Genomic DNA, 24489 nt, shown 5'->3' on the forward strand with positions numbered 1-24489 from the left:
AGCTTCCCATGTACGGCGAGGTGCGGTTTTTTTCGTAATATTGTGATTCATAATAAAACGGATGGATTTTGTAAGTATCATAGATGTCTCTGTTGCTGTTTATTCTGTTGCTCTTGGTATTATTGTTTATCAGCGCGACATACGGAATGAAGTGAATCAGTACTTTGGTCTCTTCTGCGGTCTTACAGCATTTTGTGCATTCACAGATTCGCTGATTAACAGTGCCGCAACCGAAACAGAGCTGTATTATTTACTGCATATGATTGGAGTACGTATGCTCCTTTTTACACTGTTACTTCACTTCTTTATTATTTATTCTGGCAATGTTGCCTTACGAAAATGGTGGTTTCTGTTACCTTGCTATCTGTTAACACTTTTCTTTATACTTTATCCTAAGCCTGAAAATATTTTTATTGTGAAGCGCATTGAAGGTCTTCATTCATGGGGCTTCTGGGCAAAAGACAATGGCGTTTTCAACATGCTGATGTTTGTATGGATTGCAGCGCAGATATCATTGATAAATATTCTGGGAATAAGGATGGTATTCAGGGAACGGAGAAAAAGGAAGCAAGTACAGGCCGTATATGTACTTGCCGGGATAATTATTTCGATATTCTTGCCGGTGCTTTCTGATATTTTTATTCCGTTAACGGGATTGAAAATGCCGCAATTGGCAACTATTCCCTTCGCATTAGGCAACCTTGTTATCGGCTATGGCGTGATTAAACACGGACTATTCTCATTTAAGCCCGGTGAATTAACCCGAGATATCCTTAATAATATTTCCGATTCGGTTATTATTACGGATATGGCCGGAAAGATTAATTTTATCAATAACGCTTGCAGCCTGCTGACCGGCTTGAACGAACAAGATCTGCTGGACACAGATATAAACAGCTTGTTTGATACGCCTGTATGTGACGGTACAATTGGAAAAACTACATTTCCTTCCGGCAACATTCTCCGGGCAGGAGTCAAAGAGCGGCAGGTTTTCATTTCCTTTTCTTCATCAACAGCGGCCTTATTTGGAATTAGAGAAAAAATATTTATTATTCACGACGTTTCGGACCTGCATCAATCAATCACTGACCTTCGGTTTAGTGAAAAAAAATATCGGGCATTGATTGAATCCTCGTCAGACCCGATATACATGATAGATTCGTCTCTTACTATACTTGCCGCGAATCCTCAACTTGCCATTATAACCGTTAAGCCCGAGGGATTTGTAACTGTCGGCAAACGGCTTTATGAAGTATTGACAAAAAAACAGCTGGACTCTTTCAGAGCAGAAATTGAAGAAGTTTTTAGATCCGGGAAACAAAAAATTGTAACCAATGAGATTGAAATAGTAACAGGGCAGACATTCTGGTACAGCACTTCACTATCGCCTGTTAAAGACGAAAAAGATGATAAAGTACTTTATGTGATAGTGATTGTACGCGACATTACCATTCATATGAAAACAGAGGAAATTATCAGGAAAAATGAAGAAAAATACCGATTTTTCCTTGAGAACTTTCCAGGCATTATCTATAGAGCTGACCTGAACAACAAGCTGGAATTTATTTTCGGCGAACTGGAACTTCTTACCGGATACACGCGTGAAGAGCTTACAAAACCGGGGTTTAATTTTCAAAGCATTATTTACCAATTGGATTTACAAAGGGTAGTTAAGGCTTACCTCGAACTGGTGAAAGGGGCGGTTGAAGAGGTGTCTATTAGTTTTCGTGTTGTTTGCCAGAACGGAAGTATAAAAAACCTCAAAGGTTGGTTCCAGAAAACAAATGACGGTGGTAATAATTCTTCGTCTATTCAGGGAGTACTTTATGATTATACTTCCGAAACAGAAACGAACGACCGCATCATGGACGCCGTAATAGAAACCGAAGAGCGCGAACGCTTGCGCTTTTCAGAAGACCTGCATGATGAACTGGGCCCCATGTTGTCGAGTATCAGAATGTATATAAACACCATTCAGTCGAAGAATAAACCTGAACAGGAACGCGAGCGCATGCTGCTGCTCGACCAAAGCATCGGTTTGATAGATGATGCAATCAGTCAGGCCCGCAATATTTCCCGCAATTTAATGCCCGAGCTATTGAGCGATTTTGGCCTGGTTTCCGCCATTAAATCATTTTGCAATCAAGTGAACAGCGGCCGTACGGTGAGTATTGACCTGCAGTTGCAGAATGTTGATGAAGATTTTAGATTCAATAACCTGGCGGAGCTGGCGCTGTTCAGGGTTTTGAAAGAGCTTATCAGCAATACGCTGAAGCATGCCGGAGCCGGTAATATCATTATAAAATTTACGGAGCGTAGAAAAATGTTTTTAGTAGAATATTTTGACGATGGTATTGGCTTTGATTTTAAAACAAGTCTGAAGAAAAAAGGTTCACTTGGGCTAAAGAATATTGTGAACCGTATTGGAACCGTTGGCGGAAGCATACGGTTTTCGACCACTGCTGACGGTGGAACCATGATTCTGATTGAAGTTTCTACGGAAGAAAACACCATCCATTCAGGTGGAATTGTCGATGGCTGAGGATAAAAACAGACCGGGAATTAAAGTGCGTTTCCGCTGATTTCATTTAAATCCACATATCCGCGCTTAATAGCGTAGATAACCATACTAATCGAATTTTTGGCGGAAGTTTTATCAAGAATATTCGCCCTGTGTCCGTCAACAGTTCGCGGACTAATATTCAGACTTTTAGCTATTTCAGCGTTAGAATGACCTTTACAAATAAGCTGTAATACTTCAATTTCGCGTTGCGTAAGGTTGTCGGGATTTTCAAACGGAACTTTTTCTTCTTTGCTCAGGAAATAATTTTTTCGAAGTAATTCTTTTACCAATGCTTCCGAAAAATAATTCTTGCCTTCTACAACAGAATTGATGGCTGTTTCTATCTCCGTTTTGTCAGCATTCTTAAGCAAATACGCACAGGCTCCGGCACTCATCATATGTTTAAAATGTTCTTCGGTGCCGTACATCGAAAGAACAATAATTTTTACCTCAGGGTATTTTTCGTGTATCAGGCGTGTAGTCTCAATGCCATTCATCTCCGGCATTTTCACATCCATAAATACAATATCCGGAACCACCTGCTCCATTTTTTGTAACAGCTCTTTTCCGTTTTCTGCTTCCCCAATTACTTTGATGTTGTTGATTTCATTTAAAACCAACTTAAGGCCGTTGCGGAATATCTGATGGTCATCTGTAATAATAACCTGATAAATTTTCATGCGATAAAGAGTTTTGAATCAATGGATGAGCAAAAATACAAAAAATCCTTGAACCGCCATCATTTTAGGTCGCGGCGGCGATTAAATCGACGGTAAATATGCGGTATCATGTGGTATGAGCAGGATAAACTACTTTGACCCGGCAGTGCATGAAATAATAGGTTTCTTCAGAAAGTTATTAACAAAAATATGTGAACAATGTATTACAAATCAGTTAAGTATGAATCTCGTGCCGTGTTTTTCAGATAAATGCGAAAAAAAAGTGGTGGCGGGAAGTGGGAGATTGTGCAAAATGATATAACTTTACCAACTCATTTTTGGGATAAAATGATGATAAACCTGATTGGAGAATTTGTTTGTAAGATTGATGGCAAGGGGCGCATTGTGTTTCCTGCCGGCCTTAAGCGGCAGTTGCCGGGCGAGGGCGATTTGCGATTTGTCATCAATCGGGGATTTGAGCCCAATTTGGTTATCTATACTGCTGCCGAGTGGAAAAAAATATCAGAAGAGGTGAATCAGTTGAATACCTACGTGAAGAAAAATCGCGACTTCCTCAGATATTTTTACAGGGGTGCAACAGAGATAACACTTGATAACAGCAGCCGTCTTCTGGTACCGAAAAGCTTGCTTAAATATGCCGGTATTGAGAAAGATGTTATCATGTTTGCCTACGGAAACAAAATTGAAGTTTGGGATAAGACCCGTTACGAGAACTTACTTACAGACGAACCGGAAGATTTTTCAGCACTTGCCGAAGAAGTCATGAGTAAGAAAGAGAATAGGGGAGTTGAAGATGTATCATGATCCCGTTCTTCTCAGTGAAAGTATAAACGGGCTGAATATTAGACCGGGCGGCACATACGTTGATGTAACATATGGCGGCGGCGGGCACTCAAAAGCGATCCTTGACAAAATTGGAAACGGGAAACTAATTGCTTTCGATCAGGATGAAGATGCGTTGGTGAATACTATTGACGATGCACGGCTGACTTTGCTGAATCATAATTTCAAGTATTTGAAAAACTTTTTGCGCCTTCACAATGCCATTCCTGTCGACGGTATCCTGGCTGACCTTGGAGTTTCTTCTCATCAGATAAATATACCGGAACGTGGATTTTCAGTGCGGTTTGAAGGCAAACTTGATTTGAGAATGGATCGCAAAAGCCCACTCACAGCGCGTGAAGTAATAAATGATTATGAGGAACATAAACTGGGCGAAGTGTTGGCATTATACGGGGAGCTTCCTCATTCATACAGAATGGCTAACACTATTGTGAAGGCACGGAAAAATGCGGTGGTGGAAACAACAGAACAATTGAAGGAAATTATGATGCCGTTTGCAGACAAAAGAAAAGAAAATAAATTTTTTGCGAAAGTGTTTCAGGCTTTGCGGATTGAAGTAAATCATGAACTGGATGCCCTGAAAGAATTGTTGTTGCAAGGAACTCAGGCGCTTGCTCCGGGAGGCAGAATGGTTGTTATTTCTTACCACTCGCTTGAAGATCGTCTGGTGAAAAATTATTTCAGGTCGGGGAATTTTGCAGGGCAGATTGAAAAGGATTTTTATGGAAATCCATTGGTTCCATACACGCTGATAACGCGCAAGGCAATAGTGCCGGGCGACGAAGAGATTGAAAGAAACAACAGGGCGCGCAGCGCTAAATTACGGATAGCCGAAAAAATATGATTAAAAACGAGTACACCGAAGTAAAAGAGGAACAACCAAAGAAGGAGAAAAAGCCTAAACAAAAACGCGAATCGCGTCTTGGCAAGGCTTTTCGCAGCATCCTCGATGGTTCTATCCTTACACGCGAAAACGTCGTGAGGCTGCTTCCATTCGGTCTCTACATCGTTGGACTTACCATAATCTACATCGCTAATTCTTACTACACTGAAAAATCTATTCGACGAATAGATAAAACAAAGCGTGAACTGCGTGAACTGGAATGTGAATACACGGCCGTAAAATCAAGTGTTATGACCATGACCAGACAATCGGAAATTGCACGCCTGCTCCTGAATAGAAAATCAGAAGTGGAAGAATTGAAATCCCCACCAATGAAAATATTTGCTGACTCATCTGACCTGAAAAACACTGCTGTAATAAAATGAGCGATAACAAGAAATCCATATTGATGAGATCATACCTGATTTATGTACTGGTATTGATTTTTTCGTTTGTCATTATTGGAAAGCTCATCTATATTCAGTTTGTACAAGGTCCTGAACTGAAGAAAAAAGCAGAAAAAGTGAGCATTGAATATGACGTGGTGAAAGCCGTCAGAGGTAATATTTATGCCGAAGACGACAACCTGCTTGCCACCAGCGTCAACGTTTATGAGGTTGGAATGGATGTCAATCCAAAGGTAATACCCGACAGTATTTGGAACAAAAAAATTGATTCTCTCTCGGGCTGTTTGGGCCGCACTTTTAATAAGCCCAAAAAATTCTTTCTCGATAAACTTGAAAGAGCAAGACACAATTTTGTCAAAGACAGCCTTTGCTCTTATGTTTTGCTGAAGCATCAGGTTCCGTATGACACCATGAAGATGATGAAGAAATTTCCGATTTTCCGACTGGGGAAAAATCGTGGAGGTATGGTGGTAAATACCATGGAGATACGGGAATTCCCCTATGGCAATCTGGCAAACCGAACCATAGGCTACATGCAGCTTGCACAGTATAAAATTAAAATTAGCTTCAGAGAAAGTAAAATAGGTAATCAGGATTTTATTAAACAACTGGATACTCTTGCGCTTTGCATGTTCAATCTTTTTGGCGACCACTCTCAAAAATATTATGTTAAGCTTCTGACCGACTGTTATTATAAAGGTGTGCCTATTAAAAGAACAGTTGATCAGGCTCAACTCGCAAAGCTTGAAAAACTTCCCTTACTGGAAGATATGGGTAAATTCAGCGGGTTTGAACAGAAGTTGATTACCGACAAGTATATGGTAGGACTTGAGGGCGCATACGATCCCGTGTTACGCGGCACCGACGGTACAACCATGCTCAAGAAAATTGGTGGGGGCGTCTGGAAGGAACTTGAAAACGAGGAACTGGTTAAACCAAAAAATGGTTTTGATCTTTATACATCACTTGATTGCAATTTGCAGGATGTTGCCGAAAGTGCCTTGCGCCGGTGTCTCGATTCCAACAATGCCGAATGGGGCTGTACAGTGCTGATGGAAGTGAAAACAGGCTGTGTAAAAGCTATAGTGAACCTTACTCGGGGCGACAATGGTAAATATAAAGAGGTGTACAATTATGCCATAGGCAGGCAAATCGAACCGGGCTCAACGTTCAAACTGGCCTCACTGATGGCTGTCCTCGAAGAAAATCCTGTAGATCCTGAAAAACAAATGGTAAATGTTGGTCCAATGCTGAGCCCGACCGACGGAAAACCAATAGATGATTCACATAATACAGGTGGAAGTATCACACTGCAACGTGCCTTTGAAATTTCATCAAACCGCGGAACGTCCAGAATAACCTGGGAAACTTTTCATAATAAAACAGATAAACTCAGACGTTTGTTCAACGCAATGGGCCTTATTGATTCTCTGAATCTTGATATTCCCGGAGATAAAGGTCCTTACATGGGTGATGCAAACCGTTTGCTGTATAACCTTCCCCGTCTTGCATTTGGCTATTCGATCAAACTTACACCCATACACATTCTTGCATTTTATAATGCCGTTGCAAACAATGGAGTATTCATCAAACCCAGATTTATTGAGGCAATCGGGAAATCAGGTGTTGAGCTGATGCATTTTAATCCTATTGTACTTCGTCAGGCAATCTGTTCAAAAGAAACGCTTGCTAAAGTTCGTAAAATGCTTGAAGGCGTTGTGGAACGAGGAACAGCATCCAATATTAATAAATCGGTGTTTAAAATTGCCGGGAAAACAGGTACTGCCAAGATTTATGATGAAAAGGCAAAAACCTGGCTGAGCCAGTATGTTGCTTCATTTGTGGGTTATTTTCCTGCGGATGCGCCTTTATATTCATGCATAGTAGTCGTTTATAAACCCAACGGAACAGAATTTTATGGCAGTCAGATTGCAGCGCCGGTTTTTAAAGAAATTGCCGATAGAGTGTATGCCAAACAACTTGGTATCCACAGCGAGCCGCCAAAATTCAACGGAATTTCCATACCTGTTGCAAAGGCCGGGTATCAGGATGATTTATCTACTATTTACAAGGTGCTGAATTTTAAAGTGATTTCGCCCGATACCGTTTCTGACTGGGTAACAGTGAGCCGCGAAAATTTTAACCTGCGCTTCGCTGCAAAGCCGGTAAATGCGTTCATGATGCCTGATGTAACCGGAATGACAGCTAAAGATGCAGTATTTATGCTCGAAAAAATGGGGCTGAATGTTAAAATTAATGGCAAAGGAAAAGTGAAAAGTCAGTCGTTAAAAACAGGACAGAAAATCGTGAGAAATCAATCAGTAACGCTTGTGTTAGGAATTGTTTAAACTTCAGAAGCATTGAAACTATTAAAGGACATATTGTATAAAGCAGGAACCGTAGAAATAACGGGTTCTACTGATATTGAAATTGCCGGAATCTGCCTCAATTCGAAAAATGCAGAAGCAAATAGTCTTTTTGTTGCCGTTAGAGGAACCAATGTTGATGGCCATATTTATATTCCACAAGCCATTGCTAACGGTTCTGTGGCGGTAGTTTGCGAAGAAATCCCAACGTTTATTGAAGATGATATTACATACATCGTAGTTCCTGATAGCGCCCGTGCTCTGGGGTATATATCATCTAATTTTTTCAACAACCCTTCTTCAAAGCTTCATTTGGTTGGAGTTACCGGCACAAATGGTAAAACAACCATTGCGACACTGCTTTATAATATGTTCCGTGCTCTGGGCTTCAAATCCGGGCTGTTTTCGACTGTTAGAAACAAAATCAACGACACCGATATTCCATCAACACATACCACTCCCGATCCTGTAACACTCAATCATCTGCTTTCTCAAATGGTTGAAAGCGGTTGTCAGTATTGTTTCATGGAAGTAAGTTCACATGCCGTTGTTCAGGAACGTATCGCAGGTCTTGAATTTGCCGGCGCCATTTTTACCAACATTACGCATGATCATCTTGATTATCACAAAACGTTTGATAATTATATTAAAGCGAAAAAATTATTTTTTGATCAGCTGCCCTCAACAGCCTTCGCACTGGTAAATGCCGATGACCGTAATGGCGATGTTATGGTGCAAAATACAAAGGCCAAAAAGTATTTTTATAGTTTGCAGAATGTTGCTGATTTCCACTGCAGGATATTGGAAAATCAAATCACCGGACTGCATCTTACCCTTGATCAGCGCGATGTATACTGCCGCCTGGTTGGCGAGTTTAATGCATACAACCTGACCGCGATTTATGGTGCAACCGTTTTATTGGGGCAGGAAAAAAGTGAAGTGCTTATGGTGCTCAGTCGCCTTGAAGCTGTCGAAGGGCGATTTGAATACATACGGTCAAAAAGGGAAATCACAGCCATTGTTGATTACGCGCATACACCCGACGCACTGAAAAATATTTTGTTGGCAATTCGCAGTGTACGTACCGGTGGCGAACATATTATTACCGTCGTGGGTGCGGGCGGCGATCGCGATTCAACCAAAAGACCGGTAATGGCAAAAATTGCAGCCGAACTGAGCGATAAAGTTATCCTTACATCAGATAACCCGCGTTCTGAAGATCCTGAAGCCATTCTTACCGATATGACAAATGGGCTGGATTCTGAAGCTGCACGGAATGTACTGTCAATTACCAACCGTCGTGAAGCAATTAAAACCGCATGCATTATGGCGCAGCCCGGCGACATCATCCTGCTCGCAGGAAAAGGCCATGAAAAATACCAGGAAATTAATGGAGTGAAGCATCCTTTTGACGACAAAGAAGTGATTACTGCATTTTTGAATGAAGATTAAAATTGAACGAGTATGTTTTATTATTTATTTGAATATTTAAGAACAGCTTATGACATGCCCGGTGCCGGCGTGTTTCAGTATATTTCGTTTCGTGCGGGCATGGCTGTCATCACGTCATTATTTATTACACTGATAATTGGGAAGCGGATTATAAACATGCTGCGCAAAAAACAGGTGGGCGAAACAGTTCGCGACCTTGGACTGAACGGGCAGCTTGAAAAATCAGGGACTCCAACCATGGGCGGACTGATTATTATTGCCGCCATCCTGATACCCACGCTGCTGTTCGCAAAACTTCACAATGTGTATGTGATACTGATGATTATCACTACAATTTGGCTTGGACTGATTGGATTTCTCGATGATTACATTAAAGTTTTCAAGAAAAATAAAAAAGGACTCGCCGGAAAATTTAAAATCATAGGTCAGGTGATGTTGGGCGTAGTCGTGGGAATTGTTATGTATTTCAATGACTCAGTCGTAATTAAAGAGAAAGTAACCAATCAGGATTTTGTTTCTTCACAAAATATTTTTAAAGTCGAGAATTTTCAGGATAATGCTCCTGCCGTTTTTTCTAAAGAGTCCGTTAAATCTACAAAAACAACCATTCCATTCGTAAAGAATAATGAATTTGATTATTCGGTGTTGTTGAAATGGCTTGGCGACGGTTATCAGTATTGGGCATTCTTAATATTTATTCCTATAGTCATTTTTATTCTTGCAGCAGTTTCAAATGGCGCAAATCTAACCGATGGGCTCGATGGGCTTGCAACAGGCTCGTCGGCTATAATCGGAGTTACGCTGGCTGTACTTGCATATGTTTCCGGTTCAACTGTTTTTGCCGATTACCTTAATATTATGTATATCCCCAATTCTGGTGAGCTTGTAATATTTATCGCGGCTTTTGTCGGGGCCTGCATTGGTTTCCTTTGGTATAACTCATATCCTGCACAAATTTTTATGGGCGATACAGGCAGCCTTGCTATTGGTGGCATTATAGCGGTGTTTGCTATTATCATTCGCAAAGAGCTGCTGATTCCTCTGCTGTGCGGAGTTTTCCTCATTCAGAGTCTTTCAGTAATGATGCAGGTCGGATATTTTAAATATACGAAACGCAGATTTGGCGAAGGTCGCCGCATTTTCAGAATGGCCCCTTTGCACCATCATTATCAAAAAGTTGGGTACCATGAATCAAAAATAGTGATACGCTTCATGATTGTTGGAATTATACTCGCCATCATGACTGTAATAACATTGAAAATTAGATAAGCAAAATACAATCACAAAATAATTGCCAATAAATAAAGGAAAAGATGACGTTAGAAAATCTGGCATTACAGGGTAAACAAACACTTTACGATTCAATGGCCGCCGGAGTTATAGGCCGCCTGTTCGATATCCGTAAAGACGTAATTAAGGAAAGCCTTACCGATTTCCAGGGCGCGGAACATCGGCTTGAATTTGTGACACGGGTGCATGGAATTGAATTCATAAATGATTCCAAAGCAACCAACGTCAATTCATCGTGGTATGCCCTCGAAAGCATGACACGACCGGTAATATGGATTGTTGGCGGCGTTGATAAAGGGAACGACTATTCCACAATCAAAGTGCTGGTGAAACAAAAAGTGAAGGCAATTGTTTGTCTTGGTCGCGATAACGCTAAAATTCACGAGGAATTTAAAGATATCGTTCCCGAAATTCTGGATGCTCTTTCGGCCACCGAAGCCGTTGAAAAGGCTTATTATCTTGGAAAAGCCGATGATGTTGTGTTATTATCACCCGCTTGCGCAAGTTTTGACTTATTCAAAAATTTTGAAGACAGGGGTAATCAGTTTAAAAAAGCAGTTTATGACCTTTGATAAAGCCCGGGGGCAACGGTATGCTTAAATTTTTAAAGAATCTGAAAGGCGATAAAGTTATATGGGCAGTAGTGTTCCTGCTCTCCATGTTTTCAATTCTCGCGGTGTATAGTTCTACTGGAACACTTGCATATCGTAATAAAGCCGGAAATACCGAGTTCTATTTGCTAAAACATGCCGCTATTATGCTCATGGGCTTTGGCCTGATGTACCTTTCTCATCTTGTTAAATACACGCATTATTCCAGAATATCGCAGGTTGCCCTGTTTATTGCTGTCCCTCTTTTATTGCTGACGTTGGTTACCGGAACAAGTATCAATGACGCCAACCGTTGGCTTACACTGCCCGTCATCGATATAAATTTTCAGACATCCGACTTTGCAAAACTGGCATTAATAATTTATGTGGCCCGGATGCTTTCAAAAAAACAAGACCAGATAAAGGATTTCAAATCTGCATTTTTGCCTATCATGGTGCCGATTCTGTTAGTGTGTATGCTCATTTTTCCTGCAAACCTTTCAACCGCGGCCATACTTTTTGCTACCTGCATTATCCTTATGTTTATCGGACGCGTTAATACAAAATACATTTTGTACTTAGGCGGAATCATGGTTTTAGCCATGTCTATTTTCATTCTGATACTGATGAATTCTTCCAATCAGGGGCGCGTTGGTACTTGGAAAAATCGTGTTGAAACATTTTTTACAATTGGTGGGCATACCAATCCCGATGATGAATATCAGGTAACTCAGGGGAAAATTGCCGTTGCTACAGGCGGAATCTTCGGAAAATTTCCGGGAAACAGCACTCAGAGAAACTATCTGCCACAAGCATACTCCGATTTTATTTATGCGATTATTGTTGAAGAATATGGATTGATCGGCGGCATTGTTATATTGCTGCTTTACACGATACTTCTATTCCGGGCAATTCGGATTGCCACAAAATGCGAAAAAATATTTGGAGCGCTCCTTGTGCTGGGGGTCAGTTTCACCCTGGTGTTTCAGGCAATGATTAACATGGCAATTGTAGCGGGACTATTTCCGGTTACCGGACAGCCGCTGCCACTCGTAAGTATGGGTGGTACCTCACTTTGGTTCACGAGTATTGCAATTGGCATTATGCTTAGCATTAGCCGCGAAGTTGAAAAAGAAAACGAAGAACCGGAGACTATTCCGGTCAAAACAGAAAATGAACAGGAATATGCAGCCGGATGAAATCAGAATAATAATCTCAGGTGGAGGAACGGGCGGTCACGTCTTTCCGGCGATTGCTATTGCCAATGCGCTTAAAGCCAAAGTGCCTTCAATAAATATTTTATTTGTGGGCGCTCTGGGCAAAATGGAAATGGAGAAAGTGCCCGCCGCAGGATATCCGATTATTGGATTGAAAATAGCCGGACTTCAGCGCAGACTAACTCTTAAAAACCTCAGTTTTCCTTTCAAAGTAATTGCAGCAACCAGAAATGCAGGTAAAATTATTCGAGATTTTAACCCTCATGTTGCAGTTGGCGTTGGCGGATATGCCAGCGGACCGCTGTTAAAGGCAGCATCACGAAATCATGTTACAACGGTATTGCAAGAGCAGAATTCTTACCCCGGCATTACCAATAAAATGCTGGCGGGAAAAGCATCCCGTATTTGTGTTGCCTATCCGGGTATGGAACGATTTTTTCCTAAAGAAAAAATAATACTTACAGGAAATCCTGTCAGGCAGGATGTGGTTGATTTGGAAGGGAAACGGCAGCGCGGCCTTGACTTTTTTGGTCTGAAAGACGGTCGGAAGATTGTATTCGTAGTCGGTGGTAGTCTGGGCGCAAGAACTATCAACGAAAGCATCTTGAACAGCCTGAATTTATTTCCTGAAAACAAAATTCAATTACTCTGGCAAACCGGGAAATCTTTTGCTGAAACCGCTGCGAATGCTATTGACCAAATGAAAGTTCCGGGTGTTAAAGCTTCTGCGTTTATTACGGAAATGGATCTTGCATATGCCGTTGCAGATGTAGTGGTTTCGCGCGCAGGAGCCATCGCGATAAGCGAATTATGTTTGGTTGATAAACCGGTGATACTGGTGCCTTCGCCCAATGTTGCGGAAGATCATCAAACAAAAAATGCGATGGCGCTCGTAAATAAAGGTGCCGCACTGTTGGTTAAAGATGCGGATGCACGAGAAAATCTTGTAAAAGAAGTGATACGTCTTGTGAAAGATGAAAAACAAAAGGAAGGATTGCGCCGGAATATTCTTAGTCTTTCTTACAGAGACGCGGCAGCTACTATCGCTCAGATAATTTTGGATTTGGTAAATGACAACGGATAATATGGTAACTCCGGAATTAAAATGTGTGTATTTTCTGGGTATCGGAGGTATCGGAATGAGTGCTATTGCCCGTTGCTTTAACGCCCGTGGCGTGAGTGTAAGCGGCTATGATAAAACACCAACGCCTCTGACGGATGAACTCATTGCCGAAGGTATTCCGGTTCATTTCGAAGAGCGCATTGACCTCATTCCGGCTCACGCTGAGCTTGTTGTATATACACCTGCCGTTCCTGTTGGCAATACTGAACTTATTTATATAAAGGAACACGGATATACCCTCAGGAAACGCTCAGAAGTCCTGGCAATGTTGGTTGATGATATGAAAACCCTTGCTATTGCCGGCACGCACGGAAAAACAAGTATAACTTCTGTTGTAAGTCATATTCTGAAAAAAGGAGGTTTCCCTGTTACCGCTTTTATTGGTGGCATCTGTAAAAATTACAACAGTAATTTTATAAGCTCTGAAAATAGTACAATTGCCGTAGTTGAGGCCGATGAATACGATCGTTCATTTTTGAAACTTCATCCCGATATTGCTGTGATTTCGGCTATGGACGCCGACCATCTCGATATCTACGGAACAAAAGAAACGGTTGAAGAATCATATGCGTTATTCGCTGCAAATATTCGGAAAGGAGGCTTTCTGATACATAAATCAGGGCTGCGGCTTCCCGAACAGAAAGACGCGACTGTGCTGACTTATGCCGCTTCGGGTACCGCCGATTTTCACGCTGAGAATATCCGTATTGAACATGCGAATTTTATTTTTGATCTTCGTCACCCGAACGGAATAATTCAAAATATTGTTGCCGGTGTGCCGGGACGACATAATATAGAAAATGCAATCGCTGCAGCAGCCGCGTGTTTTTGTTGCGGCCTGGATGAAGAGCGCATTAAAACAGGAATTGAAAGTTATACCGGTGTGAAGCGGAGGTTCGATTATCACATCAACACGCCCAAAATGGTTTATATTGATGATTACGGCCATCATCCCGAAGAGCTGCGCACCTTTATCAACTCCGTGCGTGAGCTGTACCCGGAACAAAAAATCACGGGCATTTTTCAGCCGCATCTGTATAGCCGTACACGCGATTTTGCTGATGAATTTGCCAAAAGTCTCAAATTGCTCGACCGCGTTTATCTTATGGATATTTACCCGGCGCGCGAACTTCCTATCGAAGGTGTGACTTCAAAAATGTTATTGGATAAAATTGAGTTGCCAGATAAAAAACTGCTTCGGCGCGAGGCTGTTATTGATGAATTATTAAATGACCTGCCAGAAGTATTGCTTACACTGGGAGCCGGCGATATAGACCAGTTGGTCGAACCCATAGAACACGCATTAAAACAAAAAATACACGGTAAATGAAACGAAAAATAATTGTTTTTACCGTCTGGACATTCGTGGCAATATTGCTGTTTGCCCTGTTGGTAGTGGTGAATAAAAAGTTTGGGCGCACTGCGTGTAAAGGCGTTGAAATCTCTATTGCTCAGAATTCGCAGAATGCGCTTATCTCTGAAAATGATGTTCGCTCATACCTTAACGGCCTCGGCGACACCGTTGACGGCGTTCACCTGGCCGATATCAATATTGGAAAACTCGAAGAAGCGATTAACAGCGATCCCTATGTGAAAAGCACGCAGATTTATATTACCATTAACGGGCATGTACGAATTGATGTTGAACCGCGCAAACCATTGGCACGTGTACAAAATGCAATGAATGAAGAATTTTATATCAGCGAAGACGGACACCTGATGAAAGCAGGCAACGGAAAAACAGCCTATGTGCTGTTTGCAAATGGCCTTATTACCGATATTTACTGGCCTTCAACCGACCTCGATTTTGGTAATCCTAAAAAGAAAATCGATTCCGCGATTTGCAAAACAAGCCTGTATAAAATTTTTAGTCTGGCTCGGTACATCGACCATAATGACTTTTTAAAATCTCAGATAGATCAGGTGTATGTTGACAAATTTGGCGAACTGGAACTCATCCCTAAAGTCGGGAACCATATTATTATTTTTGGTGATGCCGATAATATGCAGGATAAATTTGAAAAACTTATAATATTTTACCGTAAAGGATTGATAAATGAAGGATGGGAAAAGTATGACACCATTAATATAAAATATAAAAATCAGGTGGTTTGCTCTTGAGGTTTGCGTGCATTGTGCACAAAATCCAATAAGTATTCAACCCGACATTTTCAATATTTCTTTAGTTTTACGACTTAATTCAGCGAATATGGAAGCATCAGAAATCATCGTTGGCCTTGATATAGGCACCACTAAGATTGCCGTGATTGTCGGCCGTCAGAATCAGTACGGAAAAATTGAAATCCTGGGCTACGGCACTGCCAAGTCTATTGGTGTGAAACGAGGAGTGGTATCCAACATTGAATACACTATTGAGTCTATCAAACAGGCGGTAAAAGAGGCTGAAATTCAGGCAGGCGTTGATATTAAAGTTGTGAATGTGGGCATTGCAGGCCAGCATATAAAGAGTATTCAGCATCGCGGAAGCATTATCCGCAACTCTCTCGAAACCGAAATTTGTCAGGATGATATTGACCGCCTGGTGGACGATATGTACAAGCTCGTCATGCAGCCGGGCGAAGAAATCATCCATGTAATTCCACAGGAATACATCGTTGATAAAGAAACCGGGATAAAATATCCGATTGGAATGTCCGGCATTTGCCTCGAGGCAAATTTCCATATCATCACCGGTCAGGTTTCTGCCGTGAAAAATATCAATAAATGTGTGACCAAAGCCGGGCTCGCAATTGCCGAACAGATTCTTGAACCTCTGGCTTCTGCCGATGCATGCCTTACCGATGAAGAAAAAGAAGCGGGCGTGGTACTGGTTGATATTGGCGGTGGAACAACCGATATCGCTATTTTTCAGGATGATATTATCAGACATACTGCCGTGATTCCGCTGGGCGGCGATATTATTACCGAAGACATCAAAGAAGGCTGCACGATAATAAAAGATCAGGCAGAAAAACTTAAAATTAAATTTGGTTCTGCCCTTGCCAGCGAAAATAAAAACGAAGAAATTGTAAGCATACCCGGGCTCAAAGGCAGGCCACCAAAGGAAATTACGCTGCGAAATTTAGCAAGCATCATTCAGGCACGTGTTGAAGAAATTATCGAACACGTGTACTACGAGATAAAAAATTCAGGCTACGAGAAAAAACTTATTGCCGGAATCGTACTCACAGGCGGTGGTGCACAATTAAAAAATATCGGCCAATTGTGCGAATACGTCACAGGAATGGACACCCGTATCGGATACCCGAACGAACATCTTTCTGAAAAAGTTCCGGAAGAAATGGCACTTCCTATGTATTCAACCGGTATTGGTCTGGTGATAAAAGGACTTCAGTTTGCCAATAAAATCAAACAAAAGGAAAAACCTATCACCACACATTCTCAGAAGGTGAAAGGTACCTTTTTCGACACCATTTTTAAAAGAAGTAAATCATTTTTTGATGACGAAGGAATAAACTAATCAATCAGCACAAAGGTGCCGATGAATAGGGTCAGCAAAAAAAGTTTTCAGCATATCAATTTGTGCTAAAGTTTTGTAAGTAAGCGGGAATACCTGTATTAACATTAAAAAGTTAATAAATAGTAAGGGGAAAACCGCCAATGAGCATACTTTAATATGTATTTTTAGACGTTTATTTTAAGGAACTACTATGATAAAATTCGACCAGCCAATCAATCAATCGTCCATAATAAAAGTAATTGGAGTAGGCGGAGGCGGCAGCAATGCGGTATCGCACATGTTTAAACTTGGAATCAACGGGGTAGATTTTATCATCTCCAATACCGACAGGCAGGCACTTGAAATGAGTCCCGTGCCTACCAAGATACAACTGGGCGCATCCCTTACCGATGGTATGGGCGCCGGTTCACTCCCCGAAGTTGGCAAAAACTCGGCTGTTGAAACCATTGAGGAAATAAAGAAAATACTCTCTACCAATACCAAAATGGTGTTTATTACTGCCGGAATGGGCGGTGGCACCGGTACGGGCGCTGCACCTGTAATTGCTTCTGTGGCGCGCGAATTAGGCATACTCACTGTTGGAATTGTTACCATACCCTTCGCATTCGAAGGTCGTAAACGCAGACAGCAGGCCGAAGCCGGAATAGAAGACCTCAGACAGTATGTTGACACATTGCTCATCATCAGCAACGATAAACTGCGCGAACTTCATGGTGACCTGAAACTTTCTGAAGCTTTTGGAAGAGCCGACGATATTCTTTCTATCGCTGCTAAAGGCATTGCCGAGATTATTACTGTTATCGGTTACATCAACGTTGATTTCAACGACGTCAATACCGTTATGCGCAACAGCGGCGTTGCCGTTATGGGTACCGGTATTGCAGACGGCGAAAACAGAGCGATTCACGCTGTTGAAATGGCACTTACTTCTCCCTTGCTGAATGATAACGATATTACCGGAGCTCAGAATATTCTGCTGTACATCGCATCCGGCGGAGAAGAAATTTCTATGGATGAAGTGGCCGAAATTACCGAATATATTCAGAATGCAGCCGGCAAAACTGCAGAGATTATATGGGGCAACGGTACCGACGATACGCTGGGCGATAAAATCAGCGTTACAATCATTGCAACCGGTTTTTCTGCCAGAGGTGAACTACAGTACAACGGAATTAACGTAAAACCGGCTAAAAAAATCGTTCATCTTGATGAGGAAACCATTGTTGCCAAAGTAACTCCGGTACCTCAGGAAGACGAAATGAAATTGATTATCAAGGAAACACTCGACGTTACACCTGCTGTAACTTCAGAAACAAAAGCCCCTGAAATCACACAAAATCAGCCGGTGCAGAATCCGGAACCGCAGGTGAAACAGAGCGACATCAAATTTGAAACACCCACTCCCGACAGCCGCGAACCCTATCTGAAGAAAATTGAACCCGCAGCACATAAAAACGAAGAAATAAATAACCTTTTCGCCCCTGTCAGGGAAAAACTTGCAACGGAAGTTTCGGAAGAAGATGCTAAACTTTTTAGTAAAGCCCGCGAGCGCATGGATGTGCTGCGCAGCCTGAGCATGAAACTGAAAACCCAACCGGGCCTCGAGGAAATTGAGAAAAAACCCGCTTATCAGCGCAGAAATATTACTCTTACTGATAATAATCCATCATCCGAATCAGAAGTGTCACGCTATACACTGGGCGAAGATGATGATAAAAAACCGGGGCTCAGGTCAAACTCATACCTGCACGATAACGTGGACTGAGCACGATTGTTTGACACATCAGGCTATTAATATACGGGTTGTTTCGAAAGGCACGAATTGGCTGATGGAACAACCCGTTTTTCTTTGTTCATTCATAAAAAATACACACAATTATGTCCTTAGAAGAAACCATCAATAACGAAGTGAAAACAGCCATGTTGGCCCGGGATAAAGACAAACTGGAAGCTCTGCGCGCCATTAAATCAGCATTGCTGCTCGCAAAAACCGAAAAAGGAAGCAGCACTGAAATGGGCGAAGAAACTGAAATAAAAATACTGCAGAAACTCGTGAAACAACGTCGCGAAACTGCCGATATTTATCTTTCACAAAACCGGAATGACCTTGCGGACATTGAACTTTTTCAGGCAAACATAATTCAGGAATTTCTTCCGAAAGCCATGCCCGACGATGAACTGGAAGCCATAATCAAAGCCGCAATCGCCGAAACCGGCGCTGCGTCCATCAAAGATATGGGCAAAGTGATGGGCGTTGCCACAAAGCAACTCGCCGGAAGAGCTGACAACGCACGCGTTTCAGTGGTCGTAAAACGATTGCTCGGAATCTGATCAGCTTTTTTTTGCTGCCATCACACGCGCAAATTCCACCAGTAATCTTACGCCGACTCCTGTGCCTCCCTGACCACGGTAGCTGTCCTTTTTATCAACGAAAGCCGGTCCGGCAATATCCAGATGAATAAACGGATGTTTGGTAAAATACGCCAGGAATTTTCCTGCCGTTATCGCACCTCCGTAGGGACCGCCAACATTTTTAATATCAGCAACGTCTGATTTTATCAGCTCATCATAATCATTCCAGAATGGAAACTCTGCCAAGCGCTCATGGACGGCATCACCGCACTTTTTTAATTCTGCAACGGCCTTGCTGCTGTCGGCGCCCATAGCCACAATGCCGTATTTTCCGATAGCAGCATGCGCTGCTCCTGTAAGAGTTGCCATGGTTATTAATAACGACGGTTTGAAAAGGTCGGCATAGCAAATGGCATCTGCCAATATCAAACGGCCTTCTGCATCCGTATTCAATACCTCTACCGTTGCGCCGTTCATCATTGCTATAATGTCGCCCGGTACATATGCATTGCCCGACGGACGGTTATCGGTCGCCGGTAATAGTCCTATTATATATAATGGTAACTTTAAACGGGCAATGGCACAGATAGCACCTGATACAGCCGCTGCACCGCTCATATCACATTTCATCCCATCGAGTCCTGCCGAACTTTTTAGATTGATGCCACCGGTGTCAAAAACAACCCCTTTCCCAATTAAAACAATGGGTTTTTTGTTGACGGCATTGCTGGGCTTCCATTCCATTACCGTAAACGTAGGCGGTCTGCTGCTGCCTTTATTCACCGTAAGAAGTCCGTTCATTTTTAATGCCTCAATGCGACTTTTATTGAACACTTCAACTTTCACACCGCTGCTTTTTGCCATACCGGAAATCTCTTCAGATAATTTCACCGCGGTCAGCCAGCTTTGAGGCTCATTAACCAGATTCCGGCAAAAAAACACAGAGTCTGCTACTATATTAAGTTGGTCAATGTCTTTCTGGCTGATGCCGGCACAGTTTATATAAATTGTATGAAGACTATGGGATTTTGCCTTTTTCTCAGATTTATATTTAATAAATTGATAATTTCCTAGCAGCATTCCTTCAATAAATGCCAGCGCATTACTTCCCGATTTTGATTCGGAAATAACGATTACTTCCTTTAGCTTTAAATCATTAAGAAGGCAAACCGACTTTTCGCCCGCTCGGCGGCATTCTTCCAATGTAAGATTGGGGCTGTTTTTTTTCTCGTCAGGATGAAAAAAACCAAGTACTTTGTACAACCGATTGATAAGAATTAACGTCTTATGCTCGTTATTTAATTGATTAAGTATAGATGTTCTTTCATGTTGGTTGAGCTGTTCTTCCGTTTTACCCTTTATTTGACGAGCGTTTTGGATGATTTCTATGCTTGAAATTTCGGGATTTGAAGGACGGTTTTTTAAAATTTTCAGTAACATAATTTGAGATTTGAAGTAAAAGTACTTTTTTCCATTGATTTTACTTTCAATTTAAACGCTGGTTAATGAAAAGTTAATTGAACCTTGTTTTTGGACTTATTATACCAAATTGTTGTATATTTAGCAGATTTTAAATTGATTGAGACTTTTAATGCTTTTCTAATTTGATTATTTTTGCATCGTAATTAAAAAAAACAAAATAATAAAGATGAACCTCCGGAAGAGTTTACTCATGTTGTTTCTTGCCCTTTTTATAGGCAGCGGCGGAATTGCCTTCGGGCAAAACCAACTGTCGGGTCAGCAAAGCACCATTTTTATGCATGTGGGAATTGTTGGCGACACAGTTACGCACATTGTTTGGGAAAACATCACAACACCGGCAATAACGAAAGTTACTGTTGAGAAGAGCCTAGACGGCATTAATTTTTTCCCGTTGGCAAAGAGCGCAGCTTCCGGTCTCCCGGATGTGCATGCACTGTTTTATCCTACCAGCATTGAGTATTTCAACACTATTTTGTATTCTACCGAAACAGGCCATGGACGATACATGTACAACGACCGGCTGGCCGAAGGTGATCCCGATATTCTTTATTACCGCATTGTAATGTTTGGAAGCGATGGTACTTACTATTATACTCCGGGGGCTCCCGTAAGCAGAGTTACCGGTGTCAGCCCGTTTGAGGAAGATGTTCCTGGCGACAGCATCGGCGGACAGGGTGTTCTGCAGCAGAACAACGGTCAGATGAAAGGCGGCATGAAAGCCCTTTGCAATCCTGTTGGCACACCTCCATCCGGTTATACTCCAACCGGAGTATCACAAACAATAATCGGAACATGCTGCTTTTATGTGAATACGGAATACTCTTCCAGCCAGATTCAGATTCCCTGCGGTGGTGGTAGTTATGCATGGTGCTGTACCGGTTTACCCGGCTCCAACAGCTGCCCTTCACTGCACGTTTATGATCCCTGCTGTGTGCATTATTGCTATAGCTATTACCAATGCTCATGCCCCCCATGGGTGTGCTGTGCGTCCAACCAAACATCCACCTGGGTAGTCACTCAATCGGTAACCTATCCCGGCATTACGTTATCTGCCGTTATTGTAAATGAAACATGCACGGGAACACTCGATGGCTCAATAGCACTTACCGTGAATAATGGTTCGTCACCCATTACTTATTCATGGTCAGGCGGACAACCCGGTTCTCCTACAATCAGCAACCTTCCTGCAGGAAGCTATACCGTTACCGTAACGGATGCACATAACTGTACAGCCACTGCAAATTATGTTGTAGCAACAAGTCCTCCGCCCGTTGTAACCATGTCTCCGCTTTCAGCCTTATGTATCGATGCTTCTCCATTACAGCTCACCGGTGGAAACCCCGTCGGCGGAGTGTACTCAGGCACCGGTGTCAGTAATGGTATTTTTGATCCTGCAGCGGCAGGTGCGGGAACTTTTGTAATAACCTATACCTATACCGCACCCAATAACTGTGTGGGCGTTGCTACTGCAACAATTACCGTTAACCCGCTTCCGGTATTATCATTTGCTTCAATGGGTCCATATTGTATAAATGTGGCTCCGATTACACTTACGCAAGGTACACCGCTTGGCGGTGCTTACGTCGGAACCGGCGTCAACAACGGCGTATTTGATCCTGCTGCTGCAGGTATCGGTACCCATATTATTACTTACGTTTACACGGATGGGAATTTGTGCTCAAGCTCCATTACACAGTCTGTTACTGTAAATGCAATGCCGATAGCATCGGTGAGCCCAATACCCGCGGTTTGTATTGATGCGCCGGCTTTTGCACTTAACTTCGGAACACCCACCGGTGGCACCTTTGCCGGAACCGGTGTTACCAATAATACATTCGACCCTGCTGTTGCAGGTGCAGGTGTTACAGCGGTTGTATATTTTTATTCAGATAATAACCAATGTGCCGATACCGCCTTTCAAACAATTACAGTAAATCCGCTTCCAATAGTTACGCTGGCGGCATTCCCCGATGTTTGTATCGACCTTCCCACATTCACGCTTACGGGCGGCGATCCTGTGGGTGGCACGTATTATATCGACGGTACTCAGGCAACACTCTTTAATCCTTCAACGGCAGGTACCGGTGTGCATCAGGTTCTGTATGTTTATTCCGACCCCAACACCTGTACTGATTCCGCAACAGGAACTATTACGGTTAATCCGCTCCCGGTGGTTACCTCGGTGCCAATACCTGATGTTTGTATCGACCTTGCATCGTTTGCACTTACATTCGGCTCTCCTGCCGGTGGCGTATATTCAGGCACAGGAGTAACCGGCGGCACTTTTGATCCGACAACTGCCGGTGCGGGAACCTTTACACTTACGTATACTTATACTGATCCTGTTACGGGTTGTGTTGATGATGTTACCGAAGATATCGTTGTTAACCCGCTTCCCATTGTTACATTAAGCCCGATACAAACGGTATGCAGCTATTCTCCGTCGTTTCAGCTCAGCGGCGGCAGCCCGGCAGGCGGCGTATTTTCAGGTCCCGGTGTTACGGGTACCACCTTTGATCCTGCTGCAGCAGGCCTCGGTACGCACACCATCACCTATACTTATACCGACCCGACTACAGGATGCGTAGACTTTGCCACGCAAACCGTAACCGTTAATTCTGCCCTTACCATGGCAGTGAATCCTTCACTTGTTTCGGTTTGTCCGGGATTCTCTGCAACAATAGTAGCATCAGGGGCTTTGAATTATTCATGGACACCTACTTCCGGTTTGTCTTCAACAACCTCAGCATCTGTTACAGCTACACCTCAATTCACAACTACCTACACGGTTTACGGAACCGATGCTGTCGGATGTACCGGTTCTGCTACGGGTACCGTGAATGTGTTTGCACCCGTAAGTTTATCGTTGATTGCGGAACCTAATGAAGGCTGCAAACCTCTCACCGTGTATTTTTCATACAATAACAATTCAAATGATTCATCCATAGTGTGGCAGTTCGATGATCCGTTTACTACACACGATACATCAAGTCAGGTGGCACCGGTTTATACCTACCTGGGTGTCGGTTCATTCAATCCGTCACTTACAGTTACAACTTACGATGGTTGCGTTGGTTCTGCGTCTACCGATGTGCATGCTTATCGCATTCCGGTGGCCGACTTCAATGCACATCCCGATGTGGTTGACTTTTCAGACCCGAATGTCGATTTTATTGACATGTCGCTCTCTGCGGTTACATGGCGTTGGAATTTCGGCGATCCGCTCAGTCTGAATAAAGACAGCTCCGATATTGAGTTCCCGATTCATACTTACATAGGAGAAGGCTTTCATACCATACAGCTGATCGTAACCAGCGGTCATAACTGTGCCGATACTACCACACGTATCGTTGAAGTGCTTCCCGAAATCTTTGTGTACATACCTAATACGGTCTCTCCCAATGGTGACGGAATTAACGACACCTGGAAACCGATAATTACCAATGCCGACCCCAATTCATACGTATTATATCTTTACAATCGCTGGGGCGAACTGGTGTGGGAAACGCACGACCTGAATCAGGCATGGGATGGTGATCATAAAGGCGACAACATCAAAGAAGATGTTTATGTATGGATATTATGGTATAAAGATGCCCGCGGCGAGCAATATAAAAAAGTGGGTCACGTATCCGTACTTCATTAAGATAATCTGCTGGAAATTCAGAGAGGCTGCAGCATTCCTGCGGCCTCTTTTGTTGATTAATATCTTATCCGCAAATGTTTTTAAACGTAATTGCCCCATAGCTCACGGGTTTAT

The 24489-nt window shown here is 42.6% G+C and carries 18 protein-coding genes; 16 read left to right on the top strand and 2 right to left on the bottom strand.

The genetic code is table 11. From position 1 onward, the window contains the following. Positions 1-61: 61 nt before the first annotated feature. A complete protein-coding gene (locus WCM76_00460) occupies positions 62-2542 on the top strand; it encodes a PAS domain S-box protein (GenBank protein ID MEI6764076.1) in 2481 nt (826 codons plus the stop codon). 20 nt (positions 2543-2562) lie between these two features. Here WCM76_00460 and WCM76_00465 read toward each other — a convergent pair whose 3' ends face one another. After that, a complete protein-coding gene (locus WCM76_00465) occupies positions 2563-3243 on the bottom strand; it encodes a response regulator transcription factor (GenBank protein ID MEI6764077.1) in 681 nt (226 codons plus the stop codon). Between the two features lie 249 nt (positions 3244-3492). On the opposite strand from WCM76_00465, the gene mraZ reads away from it, so the two are divergent. The 14 genes from mraZ to WCM76_00535 all read left to right on the top strand — a co-directional run bounded on the left by mraZ (position 3493) and on the right by WCM76_00535 (position 19226). Next, entirely contained in the window at positions 3493-4047 is a 555-nt protein-coding gene (mraZ, locus tag WCM76_00470) for a division/cell wall cluster transcriptional repressor MraZ (protein MEI6764078.1), read from the top strand. Then, positions 4037-4930 (top strand): 16S rRNA (cytosine(1402)-N(4))-methyltransferase RsmH, encoded by an 894-nt coding sequence (rsmH, locus tag WCM76_00475; protein MEI6764079.1) that lies wholly within the window; start codon positions 4037-4039, stop codon positions 4928-4930. Before mraZ ends, rsmH begins: the two co-directional genes overlap by 11 nt. Further along, entirely contained in the window at positions 4927-5355 is a 429-nt protein-coding gene (locus WCM76_00480; GenBank protein ID MEI6764080.1) for an FtsL-like putative cell division protein, read from the top strand. The genes rsmH and WCM76_00480 overlap by 4 nt, the downstream gene beginning before the upstream one ends. Continuing rightward, a complete protein-coding gene (locus WCM76_00485) occupies positions 5352-7724 on the top strand; it encodes a penicillin-binding protein (protein MEI6764081.1) in 2373 nt (790 codons plus the stop codon). The genes WCM76_00480 and WCM76_00485 overlap by 4 nt, the downstream gene beginning before the upstream one ends. A 12-nt stretch (positions 7725-7736) precedes the next feature. Continuing rightward, positions 7737-9194, top strand: a complete 1458-nt coding sequence (locus tag WCM76_00490; protein ID MEI6764082.1) for a UDP-N-acetylmuramoyl-L-alanyl-D-glutamate--2,6-diaminopimelate ligase — start codon at positions 7737-7739, stop codon at positions 9192-9194. Positions 9195-9206: 12 nt separating this feature from the next. After that, a complete protein-coding gene (gene mraY / locus WCM76_00495; protein MEI6764083.1) occupies positions 9207-10463 on the top strand; it encodes a phospho-N-acetylmuramoyl-pentapeptide-transferase in 1257 nt (418 codons plus the stop codon). A gap of 44 nt (positions 10464-10507) precedes the next feature. After that, positions 10508-11056 carry a cyanophycin synthetase gene (locus WCM76_00500; protein ID MEI6764084.1) on the top strand — a complete coding sequence of 183 codons (549 nt, stop codon included), beginning with the start codon at positions 10508-10510 and terminating at the stop codon, positions 11054-11056. A 20-nt stretch (positions 11057-11076) separates the two neighbouring features. Beyond that, the gene (locus tag WCM76_00505) at positions 11077-12273 is read left to right on the top strand and encodes an FtsW/RodA/SpoVE family cell cycle protein (protein ID MEI6764085.1); all 1197 of its coding nucleotides are present in this window, start codon (positions 11077-11079) and stop codon (positions 12271-12273) included. Further along, the gene (murG, locus tag WCM76_00510; GenBank protein MEI6764086.1) at positions 12248-13375 is read left to right on the top strand and encodes an undecaprenyldiphospho-muramoylpentapeptide beta-N-acetylglucosaminyltransferase; all 1128 of its coding nucleotides are present in this window, start codon (positions 12248-12250) and stop codon (positions 13373-13375) included. The genes WCM76_00505 and murG overlap by 26 nt, the downstream gene beginning before the upstream one ends. Beyond that, positions 13362-14744 (top strand): UDP-N-acetylmuramate--L-alanine ligase, encoded by a 1383-nt coding sequence (gene murC / locus WCM76_00515; protein ID MEI6764087.1) that lies wholly within the window; start codon positions 13362-13364, stop codon positions 14742-14744. Before murG ends, murC begins: the two co-directional genes overlap by 14 nt. Then, a complete protein-coding gene (locus WCM76_00520) occupies positions 14741-15535 on the top strand; it encodes a hypothetical protein (GenBank protein ID MEI6764088.1) in 795 nt (264 codons plus the stop codon). The genes murC and WCM76_00520 overlap by 4 nt, the downstream gene beginning before the upstream one ends. An 88-nt stretch (positions 15536-15623) precedes the next feature. Continuing rightward, on the top strand, positions 15624-16895 hold the full coding sequence (ftsA, locus tag WCM76_00525; GenBank protein ID MEI6764089.1) for a cell division protein FtsA: 1272 nt from the start codon (positions 15624-15626) through the stop codon (positions 16893-16895). Positions 16896-17085: 190 nt separating this feature from the next. Next, a complete protein-coding gene (gene ftsZ / locus WCM76_00530; protein ID MEI6764090.1) occupies positions 17086-18660 on the top strand; it encodes a cell division protein FtsZ in 1575 nt (524 codons plus the stop codon). 113 nt (positions 18661-18773) lie between these two features. Next, on the top strand, positions 18774-19226 hold the full coding sequence (locus tag WCM76_00535; GenBank protein MEI6764091.1) for a GatB/YqeY domain-containing protein: 453 nt from the start codon (positions 18774-18776) through the stop codon (positions 19224-19226). On the opposite strand, the gene WCM76_00540 is transcribed toward WCM76_00535, so the two are convergent. Continuing rightward, positions 19227-20687, bottom strand: coding sequence for a leucyl aminopeptidase (locus tag WCM76_00540; GenBank protein ID MEI6764092.1), 1461 nt, complete (start codon positions 20685-20687; stop codon positions 19227-19229). Between the two features lie 208 nt (positions 20688-20895). Between WCM76_00540 and WCM76_00545 the strand changes: the two genes are divergently transcribed. Then, a complete protein-coding gene (locus WCM76_00545; protein ID MEI6764093.1) occupies positions 20896-24375 on the top strand; it encodes a gliding motility-associated C-terminal domain-containing protein in 3480 nt (1159 codons plus the stop codon). Positions 24376-24489: the final 114 nt, after the last annotated feature.

This window comes from Bacteroidota bacterium, from assembly GCA_037133915.1.
In the GTDB taxonomy this organism is placed as follows: Bacteria; Bacteroidota; Bacteroidia; order Bacteroidales; family CAIWKO01; genus JBAXND01.

Bases quoted from the DNA above. Each gene is read 5' to 3' on its own strand.
- ftsZ (MEI6764090.1), top strand. From the start codon at position 17,086: ATGATAAAATTCGACCAGCCAATCAATCAATCGTCCATAATAAAAGTA.
- mraZ (MEI6764078.1), top strand. From the start codon at position 3,493: ATGCGAAAAAAAAGTGGTGGCGGGAAGTGGGAGATTGTGCAAAATGAT.
- mraY (MEI6764083.1), top strand. From the start codon at position 9,207: ATGTTTTATTATTTATTTGAATATTTAAGAACAGCTTATGACATGCCC.
- ftsA (MEI6764089.1), top strand. From the start codon at position 15,624: ATGGAAGCATCAGAAATCATCGTTGGCCTTGATATAGGCACCACTAAG.
- WCM76_00520 (MEI6764088.1), top strand. From the start codon at position 14,741: ATGAAACGAAAAATAATTGTTTTTACCGTCTGGACATTCGTGGCAATA.
- WCM76_00465 (MEI6764077.1), bottom strand. From the start codon at position 3,243: ATGAAAATTTATCAGGTTATTATTACAGATGACCATCAGATATTCCGC.
- WCM76_00485 (MEI6764081.1), top strand. From the start codon at position 5,352: ATGAGCGATAACAAGAAATCCATATTGATGAGATCATACCTGATTTAT.
- murG (MEI6764086.1), top strand. From the start codon at position 12,248: ATGAACAGGAATATGCAGCCGGATGAAATCAGAATAATAATCTCAGGT.
- WCM76_00505 (MEI6764085.1), top strand. From the start codon at position 11,077: ATGCTTAAATTTTTAAAGAATCTGAAAGGCGATAAAGTTATATGGGCA.
- WCM76_00500 (MEI6764084.1), top strand. From the start codon at position 10,508: ATGACGTTAGAAAATCTGGCATTACAGGGTAAACAAACACTTTACGAT.
- WCM76_00535 (MEI6764091.1), top strand. From the start codon at position 18,774: ATGTCCTTAGAAGAAACCATCAATAACGAAGTGAAAACAGCCATGTTG.
- WCM76_00540 (MEI6764092.1), bottom strand. From the start codon at position 20,687: ATGTTACTGAAAATTTTAAAAAACCGTCCTTCAAATCCCGAAATTTCA.
- WCM76_00480 (MEI6764080.1), top strand. From the start codon at position 4,927: ATGATTAAAAACGAGTACACCGAAGTAAAAGAGGAACAACCAAAGAAG.
- rsmH (MEI6764079.1), top strand. From the start codon at position 4,037: ATGTATCATGATCCCGTTCTTCTCAGTGAAAGTATAAACGGGCTGAAT.
- murC (MEI6764087.1), top strand. From the start codon at position 13,362: ATGACAACGGATAATATGGTAACTCCGGAATTAAAATGTGTGTATTTT.
- WCM76_00545 (MEI6764093.1), top strand. From the start codon at position 20,896: ATGAACCTCCGGAAGAGTTTACTCATGTTGTTTCTTGCCCTTTTTATA.
- WCM76_00460 (MEI6764076.1), top strand. From the start codon at position 62: ATGGATTTTGTAAGTATCATAGATGTCTCTGTTGCTGTTTATTCTGTT.